We start from the raw sequence: 24,414 nt of genomic DNA, 5'->3' as shown, positions 1-24,414 counted from the left end.
GGTCTGCAGACTTACCGGCCTTCAAACTTGCCCGTCGTGGCCCGCCCAAGGACAAGCCCGCACCAGAAAACCACATGCCTTATTCGGCGGCGGTAATTCCCATTTCATCGACAGCATCCGCACAACGGTTGCAGATGGTTTTATGTTCGGCGTGGCTGCCCACTTCCGGCAGAGTCTGCCAGCAGCGTTCACATTTATCCCCATCGGCCAATCCCGGCACAACGCCAACACCCGCAACATCGTCAAGGGTATAGGCACCTTCCGGTGCATCACCCGTGACTAATTCGATGTCAGATGTGATGGCAATTTCGGCAAGATTAAGGCCGCTGAGTGCTTCGACATAATCCGCCGTCGCGTAAACCGTTGGTGCGGCATCAAGGCTGGCCCCAATGCGTTTTTCCGCGCGTTCAAGTTCAAGCGCACCGGTGACAACACGGCGCAATTTACGAATTTTTGCCCATTTGGTCGCAAGAGCATCATCTTTCCAGCCATCTGAAACCGTATTGAAGGTTTCAGAATGGACAGAGCTGTCCGCGCCATAGCGTGCGCGCCATGCCTCATCGGCGGTAAAGCACAGAACCGGTGCCAACCAGCGCACCAGACTGTCAAACACGCGGTCCATCACCGTCCGTGCGGCACGGCGGCGCGCACTGCTTGGCGCGTCGCAATACAGCGCGTCTTTGCGGATATCAAGATAGAAGGCCGACATGTCGAGCGCACAGAAGTTGTGCAGTTCGATGAACATGCTATGGAAATCGTAATCCGCCGTTGTCTTGCGCACCATATCGTCAAGGTGGCTCAGACGATGCAGGACCCAGCGTTCGAGTTCCGGCAATTCATTGTCGGGAACTTTTTCAGCCTCGGTAAAGCCATCAAGATTGCCAAGTAAGAAGCGCAGCGTATTGCGCAAACGCCGATAGACATCCGAATGGCGCTGGATGATTTCATGGCTGATGCGCAGATCGTCATGATAGTCCGAGCTTACCACCCACAAACGCAGGATATCGGCACCAAGCTTGTCGATGATGTCATTTGGCGCAATAACGTTGCCGAGCGATTTCGACATCTTGCGGCCATTGCCATCAAGCACAAAACCATGGGTCAGAACCGCTTCATACGGCGCGCGACCGCGCGTTCCGCACGACTCAAGAAGCGAGCTGTGGAACCAGCCACGATGCTGATCAGACCCTTCAAGATAAAGATCGGCCGGCCATTTCAGGTCCTGACGTTCTTCAAGCACAAAGGCATGGGTCGAACCGGAATCAAACCAGACGTCAAGAACGTCGGTGACCTGTTCGAAATCATTGGCGTCGTATTTGTCACCAAGGAAATACTGCGCGTCGCGGATGAACCACGCGTCGGCACCTTCGGCACAAAACGCTTCATACACACGATCAAGGACTTCCTGATCACGCAACGGCTGACGGGTGTTTTTATCAATGAACACCGTGATCGGCACACCCCACGCACGTTGGCGCGATACGCACCAATCGGGACGGTTGGCAATCATGGCATGCAAACGGTTACGACCGCCTTCGGGCACAAAGCGGGTTTCATCAATCGCTTTGAGCGCCTTTTCACGCAGGTCGTTGTCCTGCATGGAAATGAACCACTGCGGGGTCGTGCGATAGATCACCGGTGCCTTGGAGCGCCACGAGCACGGATAGGAGTGCTTCAAACGGCCACGCGACAGCAAGGCACCAACTTCGATCAGTTTGGTGATGACGGCTTCGTTGGCGTCTGCTTCCTTGCCGTTTTCATCATAGATGCGCTTGCCAGCAAACAGCGGCACGGTCGGATAATAAGCACCGTCGCCATCGACCATTTCCGGGATTTCGAGACCATATTTCAAACCGGTCTGGTAATCGTCCGGGCCGTGGGTCGGTGCGGTATGAACAAAGCCGGTACCGGTATCGGTCGTGACATAGTCCGCTGCCAGAAGTGGCACATCAAACTCATAGCCCTGTCCGCGGAACGGATGGACCGCAACCGTGCCTTCAAGCTCGGAACCGGTGAAAGTACCGACAACCTTATGACCGGTCACGCGACCGTTTTTGCACATGTCTTCAAGAAGATCGGTACAAACCGCCATCTTCTCACCAACCGTCGCCCAGGCTTCTTCAGCGGTTTCGGTAACTTCGATCACCGAATATTCGATATCGTCGCCATAGGAAATCGCACGGTTGCCCGGAATGGTCCATGGCGTCGTGGTCCAGATGACAATCGCGGTGTCTTTAAGCAGATCGACCTTGGTCTCACGCACCGGGAAACGGACATAGATCGTTTTGCTGGTATGGTCGTGATATTCAACCTCGGCCTCGGCCAGTGCTGTTTTTTCAACCACCGACCACATGACCGGTTTAGAGCCCATATAGAGCGACCCGTTCATCAGGAACTTGCCAAGCTCACGCGCGATGGAGGCTTCGGCTTTGAAGTCCATGGTGACATAGGGGTTATCCCAGTCGCCCATCACGCCAAGACGTTTGAATTCTTCGCGCTGAACATCGAGCCATTTCTCGGCAAACTCGCGGCATTCCTTGCGGAATTCGGCGATTGGCACATCGTCCTTGTTTTTGCCTTTGGCACGGTATTGCTCTTCGATTTTCCATTCAATCGGAAGACCGTGGCAATCCCAGCCCGGAACATAAACCGCGTTCTTGCCCAGCATTTGCTGTGAACGGGTGATCACGTCTTTTAGGATTTTGTTCAGCGCATGACCAATGTGCAGATGACCGTTGGCATAGGGCGGGCCATCATGGAGGACAAACATTTCACGATCTGCCGAAATACCGCGAATTTTGCCATAGAGGTCCTCATCCTTCCACTGCGCGAGCAGGGTGGGCTCCATCTTTGGCAAACCCGCCCGCATCGGGAAATCGGTTTTGGGCAGGATAACGGTTTTCTTGTATTCGACACTCATCGTGACGGTCCTGTGGTCTTGAACAAATTAAAAAGGGCGAACCCCCGGTGATTACGGCTACCCCTTAAAAGGCGCGCGGATCATAGCGGGTTCGTCGATAAATTCAAATCTTGCCGAGAATCTCTTTGGCAGCAACGACATCGGATGCGATTTGGGCCTTTAGCGCATCCAACCCGTCGAACTTCTTTTCGCCCCGGATAAAGCCGTGTAACCGCACGCGAACGGGGCGATCATAGATGTCCTGATCGAAATCAAACAGGTGTGCTTCAAGCCCGGCATCATTATCGCCACCAAAGCTTGGACGTACACCGATGTTTGCGACTCCGCGCACCCAGCTTTCAACCGTTTGACCGTTATCTTGCGAAATCAGGCCAAGTTCGATGGCATAAACACCAAATTTGGGGCGCAAATGATTGCCCAAGGCAACATTGGCCGTCGGAAACCCGATGGTGCGGCCACGTGCATCCCCATGCGCAACAATTCCGGCAATTTCCCACGGACGCCCCAACAGATGGGTGGCATCCTGTGGACGGCCATCGCGCAGGGCCTGACGAATTGCGGTTGATGAATAAACAATCCCGTTATCATGGGTCACGGCCTCAACCGCCGTCACACCAAACCCGGATGTTTCGCCAATGGAACGCAGCAAATCAACATCACCTGCCCGTCCTTTACCAAAACAAAAGTCCCAGCCAACCACGACATGTTTGGCACCAAGCCCTTTGACCAGAACCCGTTCGATGAATTCTTCTGCGCTCATGGCGGCAAAATCGCGGTTAAATTCCGCCTCATAGAAAAGATCGATATCAATCGTGCTGGCTGCGGTTTCGCGATCATCTGCCGATGTCAGGCGAAAGGGCGGATCATCGGCACGGAACAGCATGCGGGGATGGGGCTCAAATGTCAGGATTGCCAGCGGCACGCCAAGGTCGCGCGCAATCTCGCGCGCCTGATCAAGAAGCGATTGATGCCCCAGATGCAAACCATCGAAATTACCAATCGCAACAACAGCGCCGCGCGCCTCATCGGTCAGGTTTTCAAAAGATCGAAAAACGCGCATTCGCGCTGGTCTCTCTTGCTGCTTGGGTCCATGTCAGCCGACAGCATATCGGCAAATCCAGCAGGCAGCTATAAAGGGCGCAGGCCCAAAGCGTAAAGACTTTTCCACCAAAAAACGCGCAGTCCTTTGGCGGAAACATCTTATAGCCATGCCATGTGAGGATTTCGAAAGTGTGTTTAAGCCCGGCTGGGCACCATGACCACGGCTTCGCCTGCGATCACGCAGCGATCCCCGACATAGCAATTGGTTTCAAGGATGGCGCGTTTTTTGGCTGCAATGATTTCGCGGACCTCGACCTTGGCCGTCACCGTATCGCCAATGCGTACCGGTGCCTTGAATTGCAGGCTTTGTGAAAGATAAATCGTTCCCGGACCGGGCAATCTGGTGCCAAGCACCGTGGAAATGAAACCGGCCGACAGCATACCGTGCGCAATACGCCCTTCGAACATGGTGGTTTCGGCGTATTCCTGATTAAGGTGAACCGGGTTGGTATCACCAGACATTCCAGCAAACATGACGATATCAGTTTCCGTTACCGTCTTGCCATAACTCGCGGACTGGCCCACCTCCAGATCTTCGAGATACAGCCCTTCCAGTCCGTTCATTTCTTTCATATCGTCAGTTTCCTTGCCTGTCACAGTCGGTATCGACCTTACGCTTTGCGCGCTTGTGGTTAATTTTGCATCGCAATATTTTGTAACTTTATTGCGCAAGTTCAAGATTGGGCAATGCCTATTTCGTCGAACATGCTGTTGGATGTATATTGCAATTGATAAAAAAGACGACACATCAAGGGCTTGGTAATTCGGATACAGGTCTTTATGCCTTCATAAAAATCACCGTGGCAGACTGACCCTATTTCAAGGAAACGCACGCTTATGAATTCGACCAGCGCAGATATCTATGAGATTGCCATGGGCCGCTGGAGCCGCCGTTTGTCGCGCAGCTTCCTTGATTTTGTCGCCGCGCCATCGTGTGGTTCCCTGATTGATGTCGGCTGTGGCACGGGCAGTTTGACGTTGGCTGCAGCCACCCGTTACCCCAAGGCAAACATCGTCGGCATCGACCTGATGACCGATTATCTGACCGAGGCGCTGCGCAATACCGCGACCAATGTCCGGTTTGAAACCGGCGATGCATCGGCCCTTCCGTTTGCCGATGACAGTTTTGACACGGCCTTTTCGCAATTGCTGTTGAACGATCTGGATGGTCCGGCCGGTGCAGTTGGGGAAATGGTCCGCGTCACCCGCGCCAAAGGCCGGATTGCCGCCACAGTATGGGACCGCGCGGGCGGGCTGACCTTTATCCGTTTGTTTCTTGATGCGGCCGCCATTCTGGTCGATGGACCCGGAGAAGACCTGCGCAAAAAGGTTTTTGATGTGCCCTATCAGAACGAGGATGCATTATTTGATCTGTGGGCAGACGCCGGACTTCATGATGTTGATACGACAACCATTGCGGTACGCATGGACTTTCTGGATTTTGATGATTACTGGCAGTCTCTTTTGGGCGCACACAGCCTGATCCGGGAATTTTTCGCCAACCTGTCGCCCGAACTTGCCCATGATGTGCAACAGGCAACGATGCGGGCTTTCCTTGGCGGCAAAGCCGATGGTCGGCGGTCTTTGGTGGCATCGGCCCTTGCTGTGCGCGGGATTGTGCCATCTTGACCAGTATCCTCATACGTATGAGGATACTATATCATGGCTGGCGGAACGGAAGCCACAGCACCCCAAGCAAACTTTGGCTTTTGGTATCACGAAATTCATCCAAACCAATCTGCATGTCATGATCATTGGTCTTTGTATGATCAATGTAACTGACAAACAGGCGATCCCACACTGACAGGATATTTCCATAGTTGCTGTTGGTTTCGGTCATCACGCTGGAATGATGAACCCGGTGCATATCAGGGGTGACAATTAGCGCCCGCAGGACACGATCAAATGGTGCGGGAAAATGGACATTGCCATGATTAAACAGGGCAAAGCCACTGAGCATGCTTTCATAGACAACCACCGCCCACGGATCGGCCCCGATCAATAAAACGAAGAACGATTTATAACCTGCCGATGCAATGATTTCGAGGGGGTGGAACCGTACGGCGGTTGAAACATCAAATTCAACATCGCAATGATGCACCCGATGAAACCGCCAGAACAGCGGGACAATATGGGTCAAACGGTGTTGCCAATAGACCGCACAATCAAGAACCACAATCGCGATCAGTCCTGCAAGAAAGGGCGGAACCCCGACCAGATTAAACACGCCCAAGCCGTTTTGCCCGGCCCAGATGGCGGTCGCAATCATCGCCGCCCCGACCGTAAAGCGGGTTACGGCCGCACTGATCAGCAACAAACCAAAATTGGTCAGCCACCGTACTGGCCGACGCACAGCTTCACGGGGACGATAAGGCGCAACGGCTTCCCACAGGGCCATGACGGCCAATATGGTGGCAAAGATGCCGAGCCGAAGCAATCCGTTCTGATCCATGCGTCCCACTGCCTTAAACTGTGCTGGAAACCTGACTGGCGTTCCCTAGCATTACAGTGTGATCATCCAAAAGGATCGATCAACTGTGTCACCTTGAATTGATAGCGGATAATCACACGTACAAACAATATCTTGCTGGTCGCGACGCGATCACCATTATGTTAGATAATAAGCGTTTCGTAATGCACCATATATTTAATCCGCTCGACCGAGCACCAAGGAGGGCCTGCATGCCAAACTCAACAGGACGTTTTCGGACACTTATGCTGTGTGTGTTCGCAACCCTGTCATTTGGTGGCATTGCCCACGCAGATGGTCCGCCGTTTGATTTACCCGTCGACTGCCTGAATGGCGAATGCGAGATCGTGCATTATGTCGATCATGATGCAGGCCCGGAAATTCGCGATTATGCGTGTGGTACGACAACCTATAACGGCCACCGCGGGACAGATTTTGCCATCCCGGATGAAGCCACCATGCTATCGGGTGTCGCGGTACGTGCGATTGCAGACGGCACCGTCACAGCCCTTCGCGAAGGGGTCGAGGACATTGATTCCGGTCGTCTGGATAAAGACAACCTTGAGGGCATCGAATGTGGCAATGGCATCCTGATTGACCATGCCAACGGCTGGCAAAGCCAATATTGCCATTTACGCCGTGGATCGGTCGCGGTGAAAAACGGTGACACGGTCAGTCGTGGGCAAGCGATCGCCCAAATCGGCATGTCCGGTCAGGCAACCTTTGCGCATCTGCATTTCAACCTGCGCAAAGACAAACAACTCGTTGATCCGTTCAGCGGCACCGTTATGGGCGCAAGTTCGACCAGTGACTGCACAGCCGAAAACGCAGTTCTTTGGTCGTCAACAGCGCGCCAACAAATGACTTACAATGATGTCACGCTGTATGGTCATGGTTTCTCAATGGCGCGGCCCAATGCATCGGATTTGAAACGGGGATACGGTAAGGAGCTTGAATTACCGCGTTCAGCCCCGGCTTTGTATTTTTGGGCATATCTGATTGGTGCCAATAATGGCGACGTCATCCGCCTTAGCCTGCAAAGTCCGAATGGCAAAGGTGGGCATCGCGATTTTACAATCGATCTGCCCAATGATCAGGGACCACGCGCAAAATGGTTCTTTATCAATATGGATCGCCCAGGCAACTTATGGCCTGCGGGATCCTATCACGGCGAAGTCACCTTTACCCGCCCGGGACAGGCACCGAAAACGATTGGCGTAACCGACATTACACTTCGTTAGGCGGTAGGGTCAGGACCTATCGATTGAGGCAACAAACGCCCGTCGTCGCAAGACGCGCCGCAAGGTGCGGCGGGAATGCACACGAATGTTTTATAAAGTTACATCCGGTTTGCCGTTTCTTACGTAGTGCAATAAAATGAGCTTGGTTGCGAGCGTCTTTGGGTAAAATAGAACTGCCGCACGATAAAGTGCAAAAACAACCCCATATTAAATCAGAAGCGGCAGTTGTGCAGAACCTTCGGGCTTCACAAAACAAATACGTTTGCTTTGCACCCGGGTTCAGAAATAAAATCATGCGCGTAAATTCGCTTACCACCTGGAAATAAAAGATATTTCCGAATTGATCGGCATGTAAATGTACAGAATATATGATTGCCTTACAACGCAACACGACATCGTTCTGGTGTTGGTTGCTGTTTTACTGGGGCTTGGTGGCATTCATACTGCCTTCAATCTGTATGCACGCGCCTGTATCGGACGTCTTCGCCAAAGGATCGCCTGGCTGTTCCTGACCGGTGTTGTGACTGGCAGTGCAATCTGGGCAACGCATTTCATTGCGATGCTCGCCTATGATCCGATTGTGCCCGTTGGCTACGATCCGGTTTTAACCGCGGTTTCGCTGGTGATTGCCATTGCCGCGACCAGTGTTGGCTTTGCGATTGCATCGTTCCGTGGCCCGCATCCGGTTTTGTCACGGGTGGTCGGCGGCTTGGTCGTCGGGCTTGGTATTTCGGCCATGCATTTCACCGGCATGTCGGCAATGAGCGTTCCGGGTATGATCAGCTGGCACATGGATATCGTGATTGCAGCCATTCTGTTGGGTGCTGTGTTTGGCATGATATCACTTTGGCTGGCCGGGTCGGCGCGCACTGCACGCGAGATGCTTTGGGGCAAGACCAACCTGACGATTGCCGTTGCCACCATGCATTTCAGTGCCATGGGGGCCTTGATCATTACGCCTGACCCGACAATGCGGGTGCCGGCACAGTTGATATCAAGCGAATATCTGTCTGTTGGTGTGGCCGTTATTGTCACAATCCTGATTGCCATCGGCTTTATCACCGCCATGGTCGACCGCCAACTGCGTGCTCATGTCAGCAACCGGATGCGTATTTTGGGTGACTCAGCCATCGAAGCACTTGTCCTGACCCAGGATGGTCGGGTGATTGAAACCAACGAGAGCTTTTTGCGGCTGGTAAATGCCAAGCAGGACGAGGTCAATGACAGCGAATTCCTGTCGCACTGGCTGACCGAGGTGCCGCAAGATTTTCGCAGTGGAAGCATCAGCTACGTTGAAACATCCCTTCGCACACGCGATCAGGTCGATGTTCCGGTTGAAGTCATACGCCGTGAAATCCCGGCCGATGATTTTTCCGACAACACGGTGATTTTTGGCCTGCGTGACCTGCGCGAACGTCATGCCGCAGAGAAGCATATCCGGTTCCTTGCAGAGCACGACTCACTCACACAACTTTTAAACCGTACAACCTTTAACGATCGTATTGCCGAAGCAATCATTGAAGCCGACGAGACCGGCGTGCCGATGACGGTGATGTGTCTTGATCTTGATCATTTCAAGGAACTCAATGACAGCTTTGGTCACATCGCAGGCGATCATGCGCTACGTGAACTGGGCGAACGGCTGAGCAAGCTTAACTCAGACAATATTACAATCGCACGGGTTGGCGGTGATGAATTCGTCATATTGCTTCATCATCAAAACCGACCCGACGTGGCACTTGCATCGGCAAATGCGCGCGCGGTTGCGCAAGACATTCTTGATTGCATCGCCATCCCGATCTTTATCAACAACAACCACCGGGCAAAACTGTCTGGCAGCATTGGCATTGCGCATTATCCATCCGATGGCGAGGATGCCGAGTCGATCCTGTTCCATGCCGACCTTGCCATGTATCGGGTCAAGCAGTCGGGCGGCAATGATACGGTATTTTATTCGTCGGAAATGGACGAGGAATACCGCTTCAAGCGTCAACTATCATCCAATCTGCGTCAGGCAATGGAAAACGATACGCTGGAAGTCCATTACCAGCCGCAATGCCACGCAGACAGTCATGAAATCATGGCATTTGAAGCCCTCTTGCGCTGGAACGATCCGCAAATGGGCAACATACCGCCCAGTCGTTTTATACCGGTCGCCGAAGAAACCGGTTTGATCAATCAGGTCGGCGAATGGGTTCTGCGCAAGGCATGTCAGGAAGCCGCCAGTTGGCGAAAACCGCTTGGCATTGGCGTCAACCTCTCGGCTGTTCAATTGCAGGACCTTGAACTTCCAAACATCGTTCGCAGAATTGTTGAACAAAGCGGTCTTGATCCGAAACGTCTTGAACTTGAAGTTACCGAGACAGCACTTATTCACAACCCGGCCAGATCAATGAAGATCCTGTCCGAGATCAAGAAACTTGGTGTCCGCATCGCAATGGACGATTTTGGGACGGGGTATTCATCGCTGGCGACGTTGCAAAACTTCCCGGTCGACCGGATCAAAATTGATCAGTCCTTTATCGCCAAACTGATCGGCAATGATCAGGCAGTTGCGATTGTGCGTGCGGTGATAAACCTGAGCCATGATCTTAACCTTTCTGTCATTGCAGAAGGCGTTGAAACTGATGATCAGGCAAGGTTCCTGACCGATAACGACTGCAATGAGGTTCAAGGGTACAAATACGGCTACCCCCGCCCGATCAACGAGTATTGGCATGTTGTCCATCCGAACAGCAACGATCAGGATATCGCAGCCGATCTGGCGAAACGCGCGAATCGGGTCTCCGGATCCGAGGCGCGTTAAACCATTTACCCGAAACTGTCGTCGCCTGATTTGGACAACACCCCATTTGTGACAAAAACAGCAGGAAAAAAGCGACCTTTTCCATCAGGTTGAAAGTTTTTTGACGTTTTTTGAGTCAGAGCCCTTGTATCGCGCCCTTTTGCCTGCCTATATTCGTTCTGTACCCTGAGGTACCCCGAAGCTACCTGTCAGAAGACGGAGTGACTATGATGAACAAGCGTAAAGCCGTTGCTATTGCCATTGCCCGCGAACAGCAGATTGCCCGTTCGATGGAAATCCTGTTTGCAGGAACCATTGTGGCCATTATCGCATCGCTACTGATCTTTTGATCGAATTCCCGCGTTCATCTTTTCCCGGTTAGCAATTTTGAACCGTGCGGTTCTGAAAATAAATGACTGCAAATTAGCTTCATGACCGATCACCGTATTTTCGTTGCCATCATTACGCGAATTATCAGCCCGGCAGTCTGAGGACGCCGGGACGTTCCTGTTCGCCTATTTGATACAATGAAAACATGTGTGCATCGTCATGACCAATCATGCTTATGCTGCGCTTGATCTAACTGCGCAGCCCAAGAAATCCGTCTATTGCTATTCTGTCCACGCCGCGGCCGAACCGGACGTCATGCCCCGCGTATTGGAACTGTTTGCCAAACGCAACCTGACACCGACCAGCTGGCATTCAACCGTTGCCAGCACCAATAGTGGTTACGACGAACTGCAAATCGACATTCAGGTTCAGCAGCTTGAATCCAAAGTGGCCGAGCATATCGCGCGCTGCCTGCGTCAAATCGTGCATGTAAATACGGTACTGACGTCGGAAAAAGGGTATTCAAATTCGGCGCTGAGCGCATAGGGCTGCCTGCCTCACCGCATCAAACCAGCGCCGTGCCGTAAAGAAAATGGTGCATGTTTCAAAGCCAATGAACTAGGGTGTCCGGGTCGTGGCACTGTCTTGATCATCTTGATCACAAGGCAGTGCGCCCCAACCGACGGAGTGCCCTTTGTCCTACCTTGACCATATCAAAGCCTGCAACAATGCCAACCTGTCACGCTATGCGCGCTTTCGCATTGGCAATGCACCACTTGGTGCCGTCCGGTCCGATTTTGCCAATGCGCTGATCGGGCTTGGCGGTGACTTCGTGCGCGATGAAAATGGTGAGTTTGGTTTTGCCCGTCATATTCAGACGCCAGCACAACGCAACGACACCTTGCATAGAGCAACGGTTCAGCTTTGCGGCACTGGCCATATAAGGCACCTGCACGGCGAAAGGTTTGACGTTCGGGCCTCTCTGTCAGAAGCGCCACTCTGTCAGCTGGACCGTTTTGCCATGCCCCATTTCGGGTTTCGATCCTGGGGTGTGCATATGAACGGTTATGTCCGAAAATCCGATGGTCTTCACATGTGGATTGCCAAAAGGTCACAAGACAAACCAACCTACCCCGGAATGCTCGACAATATGGTGGCTGGTGGACAGCCCGCAGGACTTGGCTTTCGTGAAAATATGATCAAGGAATGCGCTGAAGAAGCCGACATTCCGTCCTCACTTGCCGATGGCCTTCAGGCGGTCGGTACGGTTTCATATCTGTATGAGACTGATGAGGGCCTTAAGCCGGATGTCATGGTCAATTATGATTTGGAACTGCCCGAGACATTTGAACCAAGATGTGCCGATGGCGAGGTGGAGCGATTTGACCTTCTGCCAGTTGCCGAGGTGGCTGAGATTGTTCGTAGCGGGTTTGACTTTAAATTCAACTGTGCGCTGGTCATCATCGACTTTCTGATCCGGCACGGCTACCTCACCGCAGATAACGAACCAGATTACGGTGACCTGATCACGGGTCTTCATCGCGATATCAATCGCTAGAACCTGTTGTCTGTCGGGTCAATGAGGGTGCTGCGAAAGCAGACTACTGGCGGGTGTTTGGCCCGCCCAGCAATGCGCCAACGGCCATAACCGTCAGTTTAGCGCGCAGGTCTGGATCAAGTTTATCAAGATCAACCTGCTTTTTGCGCAAGGCTGACACGGCTTCTGCGATCAGTTCTTCGCGCCGCGCGTCTGCTTTGGTCGGCATTTTGCTTTTCTTTTTGCCCAGTTTGACGTCGGCGGCGTCCAATGCCTTGAGGATTGCCGCATGCGGCGCGTCGGCCTGCTCGGTCAAGGTTTCCGCCAAAGCAAGAGCACGGGCTTCTTCAAGCGACATGCCGTCTTCCTGATGCGCCATGGCGCGGTCTTCAATACGGCGCGCCTGTCGGGCATTGGTCGCCATCTGTTCGGCGGCTGCCGCATCACGGACTTCGAGGGATTGCGCTTTGTTGTAGGCGTTAATGGCCTCCCGGCCACTTTTGCCTACAAAGACGCGCATTAGCGTTTCCTTGAGCAATCCCATCAATACGTCCTTTGATTAAACATCCCGCTTCCGGGGGCAACTATAATGCACCCAAAAGGGTTTCGAAATCATTGCCTGTTTCATATTAGAAGATTAGACAGCACTTTAAATATGTTGTGCAACACGTCCTTCTTCAACGGCCAAAATATATTCAATCAAAGCTTCGCAGTCGGTGGTTTTGAGATGGTCAAGATCACACAGGAAATCGACATTGCTTTTCGCCGGGTCATCCGGGTTGCCGACAATGCCAAATTTCACATATTCCGCATCAAGTGCATCCAGCGACGAGATGATGTCTGCGACACTGACACGGTCATCAGCCGCCATCGAGGTTCTGATCAGGACGAGCATATCCGCATCACAATCAATGACCTGACGTGCAATGGATTGCGCATCTGAATGTGCGGGTGCGACGTCGACGTCAAAGCCACCATCGGCAAACAGGGTCGCGACCTTTTTATGATGACGTTCCTCATGCGAAGATGCTGTCGCCAACAGAAGTCGTGGATGACGGCCTTCCATTTCAGCGAATTTCGCCAAGCTTGTCGCGAGTTGGGAAGAAGTCATGGTACCTCGCTTTACGTAACCGGCAGCGGCACAGAATGCATGCTCGGTAAAGATAGTATCCTTATCAAAGGCCGGGCTTGCAAGCACCGTGGTCAAGAACGCATCGAAAGACGCATTCAAAACAAAGATCGCTTAGCCACCAAATGCGCCAAGCGCCCCAAGTGGACTGATGCCAATGACATATCGGTGGGCGATGAGCAGGCAGGCATAAATCATCACCCCCAAACCAATTTCACCCAGACCAATCGCACCATGAAGTATTGCACGCGGGGCAAACCGCCGAGTCCCGGCCAAAATCTCAGATATTTCGGCCTTTGACATCTCTTTCATGCGGATTTTTTCCATTCTGGCAAAACCGACCAGAGCAAAAACAGCACTTCCGCCAAAGAATATTACCGCGACCAGATCCCCATTGGGCAGCACATGTCCAAGCCCCCACAAGAATGCCCCAAGCAACAACGGATGCCGACAAAATGCGTTAATCCCGGGGCGATTTGGATCAAAACCATTTTTTCGCCCGATCGACAATGGACAGGGTTGAAGAATGGCCGCGGCCCACAAAATACATGCAGGCAACATCAGGCACAGCGCGACATAGACCTGCCATGGGGCAAACGACCAAAGGGGTATAAAATCAGCGACAAGAACTTCGTGAATGACCCATATCAGCAACACTAGCGAAAGCACTGAGAAGCAAAAAACATAGGCCCGTCGCCCCATCCATCCGACGATCTGATTTCGCATCAGACCGGGGATGATGTGGCCCGCCAAGAACACCACAACAGATATGAAAAACCAGATCAAATGACGATCTCCCCTTTACATTACGGCACCAACATGCAAATTGCGCTGTTCGCGCATCTTGGTCGTGGTGCGAATCTCCATGACACTTGCGTTGCGCGATATTAGTAGATACGTCTGTATCCCTGTTTGACATCGGACAATAAGCATCTGTCATCGGTAACATACCGTCGGGCAGACAACGGAACACGGAATATACTCGAAATGAGCTGGACGCCGGAAAAGATTGAATTGCTGACTTCGCTCTGGAATCAGGGCTGGACCACGGCACGCATCGGTGAAGAACTGGGCGTTGGCAAGAATGCTGTGGTTGGCAAGGCACACCGCCTGGGACTGCCCAAGCGCCCCTCCCCGATCCAGCGCCGCGCGGAAGAAGCCGAACAGAAAAAGGCTCCTGCGCCGAAACAGCAGAGCAAAGGCATCTCTATCTATGATCTCGGGCCGGGCATGTGCCGCTGGCCGTTTGGTGATCCGGATACGGATGATTTTTATTTCTGCGGTAAGAAAAACATTCCGACCAAACCTTATTGCGACGAACATTGCGCGCAGGCCTATTTGAACGGCAAAAACCCACGTGAAGACAATCCGCCTTCGCAGCAGGGCGGTCCGAACAGAGGCCCACAGCGCCCCGGTGCAAAGAAATAAGCTGATCGGCTTAGAACGACCTCCAGAATTCAAAAAGCCGCCCGGCACATCCGGGCGGCTTTTTTTAGTTTCATATTCTGAACCGGAACACACCAAGCATCGCGCAAGGCGGGTCCGGCCAGACATCAATCATTATTTGGTTTGCAGGACATATTTGGCAAAACCGTCCTTATCTTCACCAATAAAACTGATGTCGTCAGGGGCATTGACCGCCGATGATGCCTTTGGACTGGTGACGAACGTCACCTCGGACGCATCCCCAATCGGGGCAAAGCTCCAGTTACCATCAGCTTTCGGATCAATTGTCTTTTCCGATAGAATATAGTTGCCCAGAACGGTGCGGTTTTCATCGGGTGCCTCGACAATGACGGTCGATCCATCCAGCCCCGGGAAATTGCCACCACCGCCCGCGCGATAGTTGTTGGTCGCGACAACAAACTGCTGATCAGCGCTCACCGGCTTACCCTCAAATGCCAGATTGACGATGCGGTGACTGTCGGCATTCACCACCTCGCCCGCCTTGTTGTAGCGGACTGGTTTGGTAACATCGATCTGATAGGTCACCCCGTCAATCACGTCATAATTGTACGTTGGGAAATCCGGGTTAATAAGCGGCTGTTCTTCGCTACTATTAGGATCAATCTGATTGAACTGGCCGGCCGACATTTCCAGCCATTCGCGAACTTGATCGCCATTCAGCAGTACCGCACGGACTGTGTTGGGATAGATATAAAGGTCCGCAACGTTCTTAAGCGCGATTTTGCCTTCTGCAATATCGGTAAAGTAATCCGGGCCGCCACGACCACCGGCCTTGAACGGGGCCCCGGCTGACAGGATTGGAATGCCATCATATTCCGAACCGTTCAGTAGTTTTTCCAGATACCATTTCTGGGCATTGGTCACGATCTGGATCGACGGATCATCGGCCACCAAGGCAAAGAAGCTGTTGATAGGGGCAGCGGTCGTCCCGACACCTTCGCGCATATAGGCAATGGTGGCTTCGTGTTCTTCTTTTACTGCTGCGACCACATCGGGGTCGGCTTCGACAAGCGGGGTAACTTCACGACCTTCGCGCTGATAAATCGGGCGGGCTTCCGACAGGCTGTCGACCACGCTCCATGTGCCGTCATCTGACACATTCAGTTGCAGGTCAATCACGCCAAGGTGACTGCCCCAAAAGCCCGGCATGACGGCTGCAACACCATTAATCGTGCCCTTGGCAAGATCGACACCTTTGACATCGGCAAAGTCTTCTGAGGGGAACACCGTGTGGGCGTGGCCAAACAGGATGGCATCAATGCCTTCAACTTCGGACAGGTAATAGGTGGCGTTTTCTTCCATGCCATGGCGTTCCATGGTCGAAAAGCCGGAATGGGGCACCGCAATAACGATGTCCGCCCCCTTGGCACGCATTTCCGGCACGTATTTCTTTGCCATATCGACGATATCTTTGGAAATCACCTTACCGGCGAGGTTGACCTTGTCCCATTGCATGACTTGCGGCGGAACGAACCCAATCACACCAACTTTTGCCTTATGGGTTTTACCGTTGTCATCAACGAATTCGCGGTCCAGCAAGACATAAGGCTCGAAATACGGCTTATCGTTTTCTGCATTATCATCGCCGTCATCGACAAATATATTGGCACTGACATAGGGGAAATCGGCACCGGCGAGTGACGTGGCAAGGAAGTCGAGACCATAGTTAAACTCATGATTGCCAATATTGGCGGCGTCATACCCCAGAAGGTTCATTGCCTTATAGACCGGGTGTACTTCACCTTTTTTCAGGCCGCGTTCCTTGGCCATATAATCGCCCAGCGGGTTACCCTGAATAAGGTCGCCATTATCAACAAGGACCATGTTCTCGGCTTCGCCGCGTGCGGTTTTGAGCAATGTCGCGACCTTGGCCAGCCCGACTGTGTCAGACGCCCCATCACGGTAATAATCATAATTGACCAGATGCGTATGAATGTCGGTGGTTTCCAGAATGCGAAGCGAGACCGAACTGTCCGCCAAAGCCGTACCGCTGGCGAGTGCCAGCGACAGCCCGACGAGTACCGCCCCTGTGTTACGAATGTGCGCCATGTGTCTTTTCCCTGTTCACGTACTTAATCACGAAACATTATTCCCGTTCAGATGGTCAACATTTTGAAGATTTTGCGAAAAAGATGCGGCAAACACAAACAGAAACGCCTGCGTCATTGCGCAGGCGTTTCTAAAGTCACGTCAATCGACAGTTTAAAGCCTTCTGATCAGGCCGGATGCAGTTGCGCCGATTTATACCCCCGCACCACTTCATTTCCCGGTTCCGGGTCATGCGGCACGTTAAGGGCAAGGACCAGTGACACAGCCGCCATCGCAGCCCCCGCAAGGAAGACCGCACTTGGTGACAACAGCCAAATCAGGCCAAAGGCCGCGGGAATAAACACCGCAGCAATATGGTTGATCGTAAAGCTGACACCTGCAGTCGATGAGATATCAGCCGGATCGGCGATCTTCTGGAAATAGGTTTTGATCGCAATCGCCATCGCAAAGAACAGATGGTCAATCACATAAAGCCCACCGGCGATCTTGTCGTTCTCGACAAAGGCATAGGAGATAAAGACGATGAACAAACCGACATATTCAAACGTAAGTGCCCGTCTCTCACCCCATTTGGCAATCAGTTTTCCAATTTTTGGTGCCAGCACCATGTTGATCGCATGGTTGAAAAGGAACAACAGCGTGATGGTCGCGGCGTCATAGCCGAATTTCTCAACCATCAGGAAACCGGCAAAGACAGTAAATATCTGACGCCGCGCGCCGCTCATGAAGGTCAGGGCGTAATACAGCCAATAGCGTTTTCGCAGGATCAGCTTTTTGGTTTGCGGATGGGCATCGGAGAATTTGGGGAAAGCCCCCCAGACAAACAGGGCGGCAAGAACGGTCAGCGCACCACCCAGCAGATAGACATAGCGATACTCGACATTGAACACTTCAAGCATCACCCAGACGATGCCAAACATCACCAGCGACGACACGGACTTGGCTGAAAGCTGCCGGCCCATCACCATCGCAGTGCGTTCCTTTTTCACCCATTGCAGGGATAAGGCCTGCTGCATGGTTTCAAAGTAATGGAAGCCAATCGACATCAGGACCGTGGTGCAATACAGCCCGATCACTGTCGGGAAATAACCCGAAATCGCCACCCCGATCCCCAACACCAACAATGAAAGCAAGGCAAAGGTCTGTTCACGTAAAATCAGCAGAACAAATATCGCGCTAAAAGCCATAAAGCCGGGAATTTCCCGCAAAGACTGCAAAATTCCGATTTCACGTCCGGTAAAATCGGCCATCTCGACCGAAAAATTATTTAAAAGTGCCATCCAGGTTGAAAAGGACAGCGGCATGGCCGCAGCCATTACAATCAAAAGAACTTCGGGGTTGCGCCAGCCCTTATAGACCGGGCCACCGACATCACCATTTGCCACTTCACCGAGCGGGGCGGCGTGATTACTGGCTTCTGGTATGATTTGTTTGGACATTTTGTCTCCCCAGACAGGGCCGCGTTGGTGGCGGGTCCTTTGTCACAACAATGGTTGATTTGGAATGAGACCAAGTTAAACCTGTCGAGATCGTCTGTCTTACGATAATCTGCCAATATATACCGCAAATCAGACAGTTTTATTTGGACGAATGTCATGCCCCACATCATGAACACGTTTGAAGGCCGCCCCATTCATCACAACAACCGTCCCCGGCCAAAAGAATTGCCGCGTGCGGTCTATGTCCGGGTCAGTGACATGCCTGCGGGCTATCACGTTGCCGCCCATAGTCATGACTGGAACCAGCTACTGTACGCCATTGAAGGAACCATGACCGTCCTGACAGAGGCCGGCATGTGGATCGTTCCACCACAGCGGGCTGTCTGGGTGCCTCCCCATACCGATCATGCAGTAACCTGCAGCGGATTAACCCGTGCACGCCACCTTTATATCGGACGCGATGTTTCGGTGAACCTACCCAACCGATGCATGGTTCTTGACGTCAGCCCGCTGTTGCGTGAACTGATCCGTGCGGCGACCGAAATCCCGATTGAGTATGACGAAGACGGCGAAGAAGGGCGTCTGATCCGTGTTTTGCTCGATCAACTAAAGGCCCCGGATCAGGACAATTTGTATTTGCCTGCCCCCAAAGACCCCCGACTTTCAAGGATATGTGAACATCTGCAAGGGGATCCTGCAGACAACCGCACACTTAATGACTGGGCAAAGGTTTGTGGCGCGTCAAGCCGCACACTTGCCCGGCTGTTTCAACGTGAAACCGGCATGCCGTTTCGTGAGTGGCGGCAAAAGTTAAGGCTGCTGTATGCGTTGGAACGGCTGGCCAATGAACGGCCGGTCACAGAAGTTGCCCTTGATTTGGGATATGAAAACACGTCGGCCTTCATTGCCATGTTCCGCAAGGCAACGGGCAAAACACCCGGTGGCTATTTCCGATAAGCCGTTTGATACCAGCCCAAGGGACAAGAAGACCCGATGCCGGGTGCAGCACAGATCACAAAAAAGACCGCCGATCAGACAAAGTCACCTTCGTCTTTTCGGCGGCGCAATGATTGATCAAAGATCAACTATTTGGTCCGGACACTTTGGGTTTTGTAAAATGCCCCATCCGGATAGCCGTTAATTCGGTTTGTAATAATGCGGGCCGGGTGGGATCACATTATCCGTGCTGTCGTCTTTGTGTTCATACACACCGTTCAACCTCGGTTTCCCGGCAGGCTTTCGACGGCTTTCAGCACACATATTATGCATTTCGATCATGGCATCCGATGACCAGCCGCTGTTGTTTGTCAGCGGTCGCTTGGGCGAAAGCTTTTCCGATGTTCGATGCTGAATGGTTTTGGGATCTCGGTGCTTGGCTTCAAGCCCAGAATTTACTGAAATCAATCGTTCAAGGGCGGGCATGATATCGACAATGGACTTTAGGACCGCAACACTGTCGCCAATCGCACGGATCATTGCTGTGGCGTTTTCAGCGTTGGAATTGTCGAAGTAGGTCGAATCTTCCGCCTCTTGTGCGGAAAACAAGGTGCGCTTGGCTGCTGCAGTCAAACGCATCGAAATGAGATCTTTCCAAACCTCATGGTTTGGTTCCCCATGCCGACGGCCTGGGTCTAGATGGCAGTTTTCACCCAAATACCGCCCGGGGTCTGTGTGATAGACCTCTCCTTTGCGGCGTGCTGGGTGTAATTCGAATGAATTCATCTTCTCCCCCGGAGAAATATGACGGCTCTACCTGATCGCTCGAAGCGGATTGTGCTTTCGAGATTCTATTTTAGTTTTGTCTAGACGGGGATATCACACATTGCGTGAAACCAATGCGCAGAGCGTCCAAAACATTTTACATAATGTCCAGAAAAAGCCCGCTAACCCTTGCCATCCGCGCGTTACAGAAACACGGACCAATACTTTGGTGTAGAAATTGAAGAATTTACTATACTAAAGTATTTTAAAATATATAATTAATTGAATATATAAATATACGGTATGCGAAGTTCGATCTGACCCGTGGCTCGAACCTCAAAGCGCAAGACAAAAACAGTAAGAAATACAAGCACCTAAAATAAGAGACTCCCTCACAAGTAGTACGAAAACTGTTTCCCTGGCTCTTCGGGCTGACAACCAGCGTCGGCCTGCAGCACGTGGTCCTTGGCTCGGACATCATGGTCTATTCCGAGAGACATTGTACCGCACAACGTTGCATTACCATTTTCTCAGCATTCTAATTAACACTTTTAATGTGCCTATACATAAGTGATTTTGCACTAATAGTTAATTTAGATTATTTTACATTAGTGGATAGGCAAGTAAGCCTGACCCAATCCACATTTTAAATAATGCATCATCTGATGCGTGCCATGTAGGCCATTTGGGGAAGATAACAATGCAATCGGAACAGGCGTCAGCTGGTTGTTCCAGCTCTTTTTTTACGGTAGATAACCTTCCAATACATGAACGCTATGGCGTTTGGAAGGACTCAATCAATTGTCTTTTTGGGGTCGAAGCCGATAAAACGGTTCGCGACGAAAACTTTACGTCAAGTATTGAGTCACATCTTTTCGGCTCATTGATGTTGATGGATGTGAAATCGCGGCAACAAAGTTTTGAGCGTGCCTATAGTCAGATTGCTGGCAACGGTATGGACCACTATGGCGTTGGCCTGTACACCAACGGTACGGTTCATTGCGAAACCGGCAAGGGCGGCACGGAAATAAAACGTAATGGGCTTATTGTCTATGACCTGACACAACCATTTATAGCCCAGACAAGTGATTTGCAGACCTTAACACTGGTCATGCCACGTCCCCTTGTTGAAGAATTACTTCATCAACCGAACGATCACTGCATACGGTTTCTTGATCCAGGCGACCCGATGGTCCGAATGCTGCGTGATCAATTGATCTCATTGCACAAAAATGTCCGCACTCTCACTCATCAACAGTCAAGTACTGTCGAGAAAATATTCGCCTTGATGTTCGCAAACTGCATCAACACGGCAACCGGCCTCACCCGTGAAACAAGCCATCAGCGAAACGGCATCATGAACATGGTCCGCATGCGCCGTTACTTTCGCGACAATCTTGGCTCACCGGATCTGAACCCACGTCAGGCGGCACATGATCTTGGAGTCTCTCGGTCCAAGCTGTACAATTACTTTGCGCCTTATGGCGGTGTTTACAATTACATTCGCGACATGCGGTTACGTCAGGCAATATCGCTGTTGAACGATCCTTTAAGGGCGCGTTCTTCGATCTATGACATTGCTTTGGAGTGCGGCTTTTCCAGCGACGCCAGTTTTATCCGGGCATTCCGTGAAAAGTACGACACGACACCGGGCGAAGTCCGCAATGGGGCTGTGGTTAGCGAACGCCAAACAACAAACACCAATGACCTTGTCGACAAACGCTATGAAAGCTGGCTTTACGGGCTGACCTAATGGCAAAACGCCCAACCGACGTGGTACGGTTGGGCGTCCTTTTCAGGCTTTCGTTAGACGATCAGGGATATCTGTGGGTTACCGCCCAAAGCGTCATATCGCGCGCGGGATGAATGCCCACGACCGCCATAATTTCAATATTCTCGGCCTCGAACATCCTTATCATATGAAGGCCATGATACGGATTGGGCACAAGAATAATATCCCCAAGACCAAGGTATTGCGTAATCGCCTGATCAAGGTTTGCAAGGTTTTGTTCAATAATCACTACTGGACGCTGGTGAGGTCGCTGTCTACGCGCGATGACATCATCGCCGCTACAGCACGTCGCACTTAACATCATCAAAGGCCTTTCCCTACCTGGTTTTCGACCTGCACCATGGCCCGATGACATTTCATCGTATCTGGCAACGGCACCCTTTCTGATGAGCACAACTTTGAAGCAATCTGGCAATGTCACTATGCCGTTTGTCCATATCTATGCACCAAGCGTCCAGATATTTGCCGTAACCCCGAGAAACCTCGGCACCTGCGACCAAGTCGCAAATTTTCTTCAGCCCAGATATGAGAATTTGTCATTCATGCAAACCTGACGGGTTCCGGTATTGATAACGGAAGCATGTCGGAGGTTAGCAGGAATGAATACATTTTGGTCCGGTGTTGGCTTGCGGTTAGGGGCAACCGGCCTGTTTGCGATTATGAGCCTTTTTGTCCGGCTGGCGTCCTTTGAGGCACCGGTGGGCCAAATCATGTTTTGGCGAAGCTCCGTCGCGCTGATCCCGATTGTGATGTACTTGATGTGGCGGCGCCAGTTCCCGCGTGGACTTCGCACCGCGCGCCCGATGGGGCATCTTAAACGCAGCACATTTGGCGTCGTGTCGATGTTCTTTTCGTTCCTGTCTTTGGCCTATCTACCGCTTGCTCTTGCAACAGCACTTGGCTTTTTGGCACCGCTTCTGGTTTTACCGATTGCCATGGTCATGCTGCGGGAGAAGCCCGGCATTGCCGTGTTTACCGCCACCTTCGCCGGGTTTGGCGGCGTGTTCCTGATGCTGTGGCCGACACTTTCAACACCGGGGATCGATACTGGTGTTCTGCTCGGCATTGGGGCTGGGCTTGCCATGGCCGTCACCACCGCCTTTGCCAAGGTTCAGATCAAGGCCCTGACCAGCACAGAATCAGCTGGCACCATCGCGTTTTATTTTGCTGTGATCTGCTCGCTGGGTGGGTTGCTGACCCTGCCGTTTGGCTGGGCTGATCCATCCTTCAAAGTTCTGGCCTGCCTGATCGGAGCGGGGCTGACCGGTGGACTTGCCCATATTTTCATGACCGAAGCCTTGGCACGCGCCCCCGCATCGACACTGGCCGCGTTCGAATATACCGCGATGATCTGGGCACTGTTGCTAGATGTTACCGTGTTTGGCCTACTGCCTGCACCGGTCAGCTTGGTTGGGGCTTTCCTGATCGTGCTTGCCGCCGCGATTGTGATGTTTGGTGACAGAATAGGTGTTCCCATTCCAAAACCGGACAGCACAACGGCACCAGCCAAACAGGCGGAATAACACACCCCGGACGTCACATGTTGTCAGGCCCTGCGTTCCTGCAATTTCGTTATGGAATGCAACGCAAGGTTGGTCGGGGTCGCAATGCCAAATTCGCAGCCTTTGCGCACGATATAACCATTGAGATAGTCGATCTCTGTTGGCTTGCCGCGTGCCAAATCCTGTGCGGTCGATGAAAACTGCGCGGGCATGGTTTCGACAATCTTTTCAATTGCCCCCCAAACGTCACCCGGAATGGTAACGCCGCAGGCCGCCGCAACCGCAAGGCATTCATCCACCGCGTTGCGTATTACATCCCAAATACCGTCCTGCTTCACCAGTTCACCGTACGGGGTCTGGGTAATTGCAGACAATGCGTTATAGGCACAATTCAGGATCATTTTGGCCCACAATGCACCATCGGCATTTTCGGAAATTTCGACGGGAATGCGCGCCGGACGCAATGTATCTGCGACCACCTGACTTTGCGATGACATGCCAATGACGAGTTCACCGCGACCATGGTGTTTCACATGGCCAGCACCGCCCATGCTGGTTGCGACATACACCACCACAGGGATAACCGGCTGACCAAGAACCTGACCAAGGCGCTCAGCGTTATCAACACCGTTTTGCAGGCTCAGGATAATGGTGTCCTTGCCAATAAACGGTTTGATCTGCTGACCCGCATCTTCCGTATCCGTCGACTTTACACACAACAAAATCAGTTCGGCCCCGGCGACGGACGACGCCTCCGTACTACCGGTCACGGCGACATATTCCTGCGATGCTCCGAGGTCGAGAAGCAATCCATCACGGTTCATTACCTCAACATGGGTGGGACGTCCGATCAAGGTCACATCATGCCCGGCACGCGCCAGCATGGCACCGTAATAACACCCGACAGCACCTGCGCCCATAACTGCAATCTTCATGCGATTTTTGCTCCAA

The 24,414-nt window shown here is 52.3% G+C and carries 21 protein-coding genes; 9 read left to right on the top strand and 12 right to left on the bottom strand.

Annotated elements, in window-relative coordinates; genetic code table 11:
• Nucleotides 1–79: 79 nt before the first annotated feature.
• The 3 genes from ileS to K355_RS0105450 form a co-directional block, all read right to left on the bottom strand.
• Nucleotides 80–2,920 (bottom strand): isoleucine--tRNA ligase, encoded by a 2,841-nt coding sequence (gene ileS / locus K355_RS0105460; protein WP_022731105.1) that lies wholly within the window; start codon nucleotides 2,918–2,920, stop codon nucleotides 80–82.
• Between the two features lie 103 nt (nucleotides 2,921–3,023).
• Complete coding sequence (locus tag K355_RS0105455) at nucleotides 3,024–3,980, bottom strand: bifunctional riboflavin kinase/FAD synthetase (RefSeq protein WP_022731104.1); 957 nt, start codon at nucleotides 3,978–3,980, stop codon at nucleotides 3,024–3,026.
• Between the two features lie 176 nt (nucleotides 3,981–4,156).
• Nucleotides 4,157–4,594 (bottom strand): MaoC family dehydratase, encoded by a 438-nt coding sequence (locus K355_RS0105450; RefSeq protein WP_022731103.1) that lies wholly within the window; start codon nucleotides 4,592–4,594, stop codon nucleotides 4,157–4,159.
• A 264-nt stretch (nucleotides 4,595–4,858) separates the two neighbouring features.
• On the opposite strand from K355_RS0105450, the gene K355_RS0105445 reads away from it, so the two are divergent.
• On the top strand, nucleotides 4,859–5,650 hold the full coding sequence (locus K355_RS0105445; protein WP_022731102.1) for a class I SAM-dependent methyltransferase: 792 nt from the start codon (nucleotides 4,859–4,861) through the stop codon (nucleotides 5,648–5,650).
• Nucleotides 5,651–5,681: 31 nt separating this feature from the next.
• Here K355_RS0105445 and K355_RS0105440 read toward each other — a convergent pair whose 3' ends face one another.
• Entirely contained in the window at nucleotides 5,682–6,473 is a 792-nt protein-coding gene (locus K355_RS0105440; RefSeq protein ID WP_022731101.1) for a sterol desaturase family protein, read from the bottom strand.
• A gap of 230 nt (nucleotides 6,474–6,703) precedes the next feature.
• On the opposite strand from K355_RS0105440, the gene K355_RS0105435 reads away from it, so the two are divergent.
• From K355_RS0105435 to K355_RS0105415, 4 genes are all read left to right on the top strand, one after another.
• Nucleotides 6,704–7,732, top strand: coding sequence for a M23 family metallopeptidase (locus tag K355_RS0105435; RefSeq protein ID WP_022731100.1), 1,029 nt, complete (start codon nucleotides 6,704–6,706; stop codon nucleotides 7,730–7,732).
• Between the two features lie 355 nt (nucleotides 7,733–8,087).
• Nucleotides 8,088–10,538 (top strand): bifunctional diguanylate cyclase/phosphodiesterase, encoded by a 2,451-nt coding sequence (locus tag K355_RS0105430; protein WP_022731099.1) that lies wholly within the window; start codon nucleotides 8,088–8,090, stop codon nucleotides 10,536–10,538.
• 528 nt (nucleotides 10,539–11,066) lie between these two features.
• The gene (locus K355_RS0105420; protein ID WP_022731097.1) at nucleotides 11,067–11,393 is read left to right on the top strand and encodes a hypothetical protein; all 327 of its coding nucleotides are present in this window, start codon (nucleotides 11,067–11,069) and stop codon (nucleotides 11,391–11,393) included.
• Between the two features lie 148 nt (nucleotides 11,394–11,541).
• The gene (locus K355_RS0105415; protein ID WP_022731096.1) at nucleotides 11,542–12,405 is read left to right on the top strand and encodes an NUDIX hydrolase; all 864 of its coding nucleotides are present in this window, start codon (nucleotides 11,542–11,544) and stop codon (nucleotides 12,403–12,405) included.
• Nucleotides 12,406–12,448: 43 nt separating this feature from the next.
• Here the strand turns inward: K355_RS0105415 and K355_RS0105410 are convergent, their stop codons facing one another.
• The 3 genes from K355_RS0105410 to K355_RS0105400 form a co-directional block, all read right to left on the bottom strand.
• On the bottom strand, nucleotides 12,449–12,928 hold the full coding sequence (locus K355_RS0105410) for a hypothetical protein (RefSeq protein WP_022731095.1): 480 nt from the start codon (nucleotides 12,926–12,928) through the stop codon (nucleotides 12,449–12,451).
• A gap of 105 nt (nucleotides 12,929–13,033) precedes the next feature.
• Nucleotides 13,034–13,495, bottom strand: a complete 462-nt coding sequence (locus K355_RS0105405; protein ID WP_028791356.1) for a methylmalonyl-CoA mutase — start codon at nucleotides 13,493–13,495, stop codon at nucleotides 13,034–13,036.
• Nucleotides 13,496–13,627: 132 nt separating this feature from the next.
• Nucleotides 13,628–14,272, bottom strand: a complete 645-nt coding sequence (locus K355_RS0105400; RefSeq protein WP_483855290.1) for an NnrU family protein — start codon at nucleotides 14,270–14,272, stop codon at nucleotides 13,628–13,630.
• A 228-nt stretch (nucleotides 14,273–14,500) separates the two neighbouring features.
• On the opposite strand from K355_RS0105400, the gene K355_RS0105395 reads away from it, so the two are divergent.
• On the top strand, nucleotides 14,501–14,941 hold the full coding sequence (locus K355_RS0105395) for a GcrA family cell cycle regulator (RefSeq protein WP_022731092.1): 441 nt from the start codon (nucleotides 14,501–14,503) through the stop codon (nucleotides 14,939–14,941).
• Nucleotides 14,942–15,073: 132 nt separating this feature from the next.
• Here K355_RS0105395 and K355_RS0105390 read toward each other — a convergent pair whose 3' ends face one another.
• A complete protein-coding gene (locus tag K355_RS0105390) occupies nucleotides 15,074–17,029 on the bottom strand; it encodes a bifunctional 2',3'-cyclic-nucleotide 2'-phosphodiesterase/3'-nucleotidase (RefSeq protein WP_022731091.1) in 1,956 nt (651 codons plus the stop codon).
• Nucleotides 17,030–17,196: 167 nt separating this feature from the next.
• Nucleotides 17,197–18,468 carry an MFS transporter gene (locus K355_RS0105380; protein WP_022731089.1) on the bottom strand — a complete coding sequence of 424 codons (1,272 nt, stop codon included), beginning with the start codon at nucleotides 18,466–18,468 and terminating at the stop codon, nucleotides 17,197–17,199.
• 156 nt (nucleotides 18,469–18,624) lie between these two features.
• Here K355_RS0105380 and K355_RS0105375 point away from each other — a divergent pair, with 156 nt between their 5' ends.
• On the top strand, nucleotides 18,625–19,425 hold the full coding sequence (locus K355_RS0105375) for an AraC family transcriptional regulator (protein ID WP_022731088.1): 801 nt from the start codon (nucleotides 18,625–18,627) through the stop codon (nucleotides 19,423–19,425).
• Nucleotides 19,426–19,605: 180 nt separating this feature from the next.
• Here K355_RS0105375 and K355_RS0105370 read toward each other — a convergent pair whose 3' ends face one another.
• The gene (locus K355_RS0105370; protein ID WP_022731087.1) at nucleotides 19,606–20,043 is read right to left on the bottom strand and encodes a hypothetical protein; all 438 of its coding nucleotides are present in this window, start codon (nucleotides 20,041–20,043) and stop codon (nucleotides 19,606–19,608) included.
• 826 nt (nucleotides 20,044–20,869) lie between these two features.
• Between K355_RS0105370 and K355_RS0105365 the strand changes: the two genes are divergently transcribed.
• Entirely contained in the window at nucleotides 20,870–21,922 is a 1,053-nt protein-coding gene (locus K355_RS0105365; RefSeq protein ID WP_022731086.1) for a helix-turn-helix domain-containing protein, read from the top strand.
• 61 nt (nucleotides 21,923–21,983) lie between these two features.
• Here K355_RS0105365 and K355_RS25520 read toward each other — a convergent pair whose 3' ends face one another.
• Nucleotides 21,984–22,382, bottom strand: coding sequence for a hypothetical protein (locus K355_RS25520; RefSeq protein ID WP_147250359.1), 399 nt, complete (start codon nucleotides 22,380–22,382; stop codon nucleotides 21,984–21,986).
• A gap of 178 nt (nucleotides 22,383–22,560) precedes the next feature.
• On the opposite strand from K355_RS25520, the gene K355_RS0105355 reads away from it, so the two are divergent.
• Nucleotides 22,561–23,484 carry a DMT family transporter gene (locus K355_RS0105355; RefSeq protein WP_022731084.1) on the top strand — a complete coding sequence of 308 codons (924 nt, stop codon included), beginning with the start codon at nucleotides 22,561–22,563 and terminating at the stop codon, nucleotides 23,482–23,484.
• Nucleotides 23,485–23,507: 23 nt separating this feature from the next.
• On the opposite strand, the gene K355_RS0105350 is transcribed toward K355_RS0105355, so the two are convergent.
• Entirely contained in the window at nucleotides 23,508–24,398 is an 891-nt protein-coding gene (locus K355_RS0105350; RefSeq protein ID WP_022731083.1) for a ketopantoate reductase family protein, read from the bottom strand.
• Nucleotides 24,399–24,414: the final 16 nt, after the last annotated feature.

It is taken from the genome of Thalassospira lucentensis MCCC 1A00383 = DSM 14000, assembly GCF_000421265.1.
Lineage (GTDB): Bacteria > Pseudomonadota > Alphaproteobacteria > Rhodospirillales > Thalassospiraceae > Thalassospira > Thalassospira lucentensis.
This window is presented reverse-complemented; position numbering and strand designations above follow the sequence as displayed.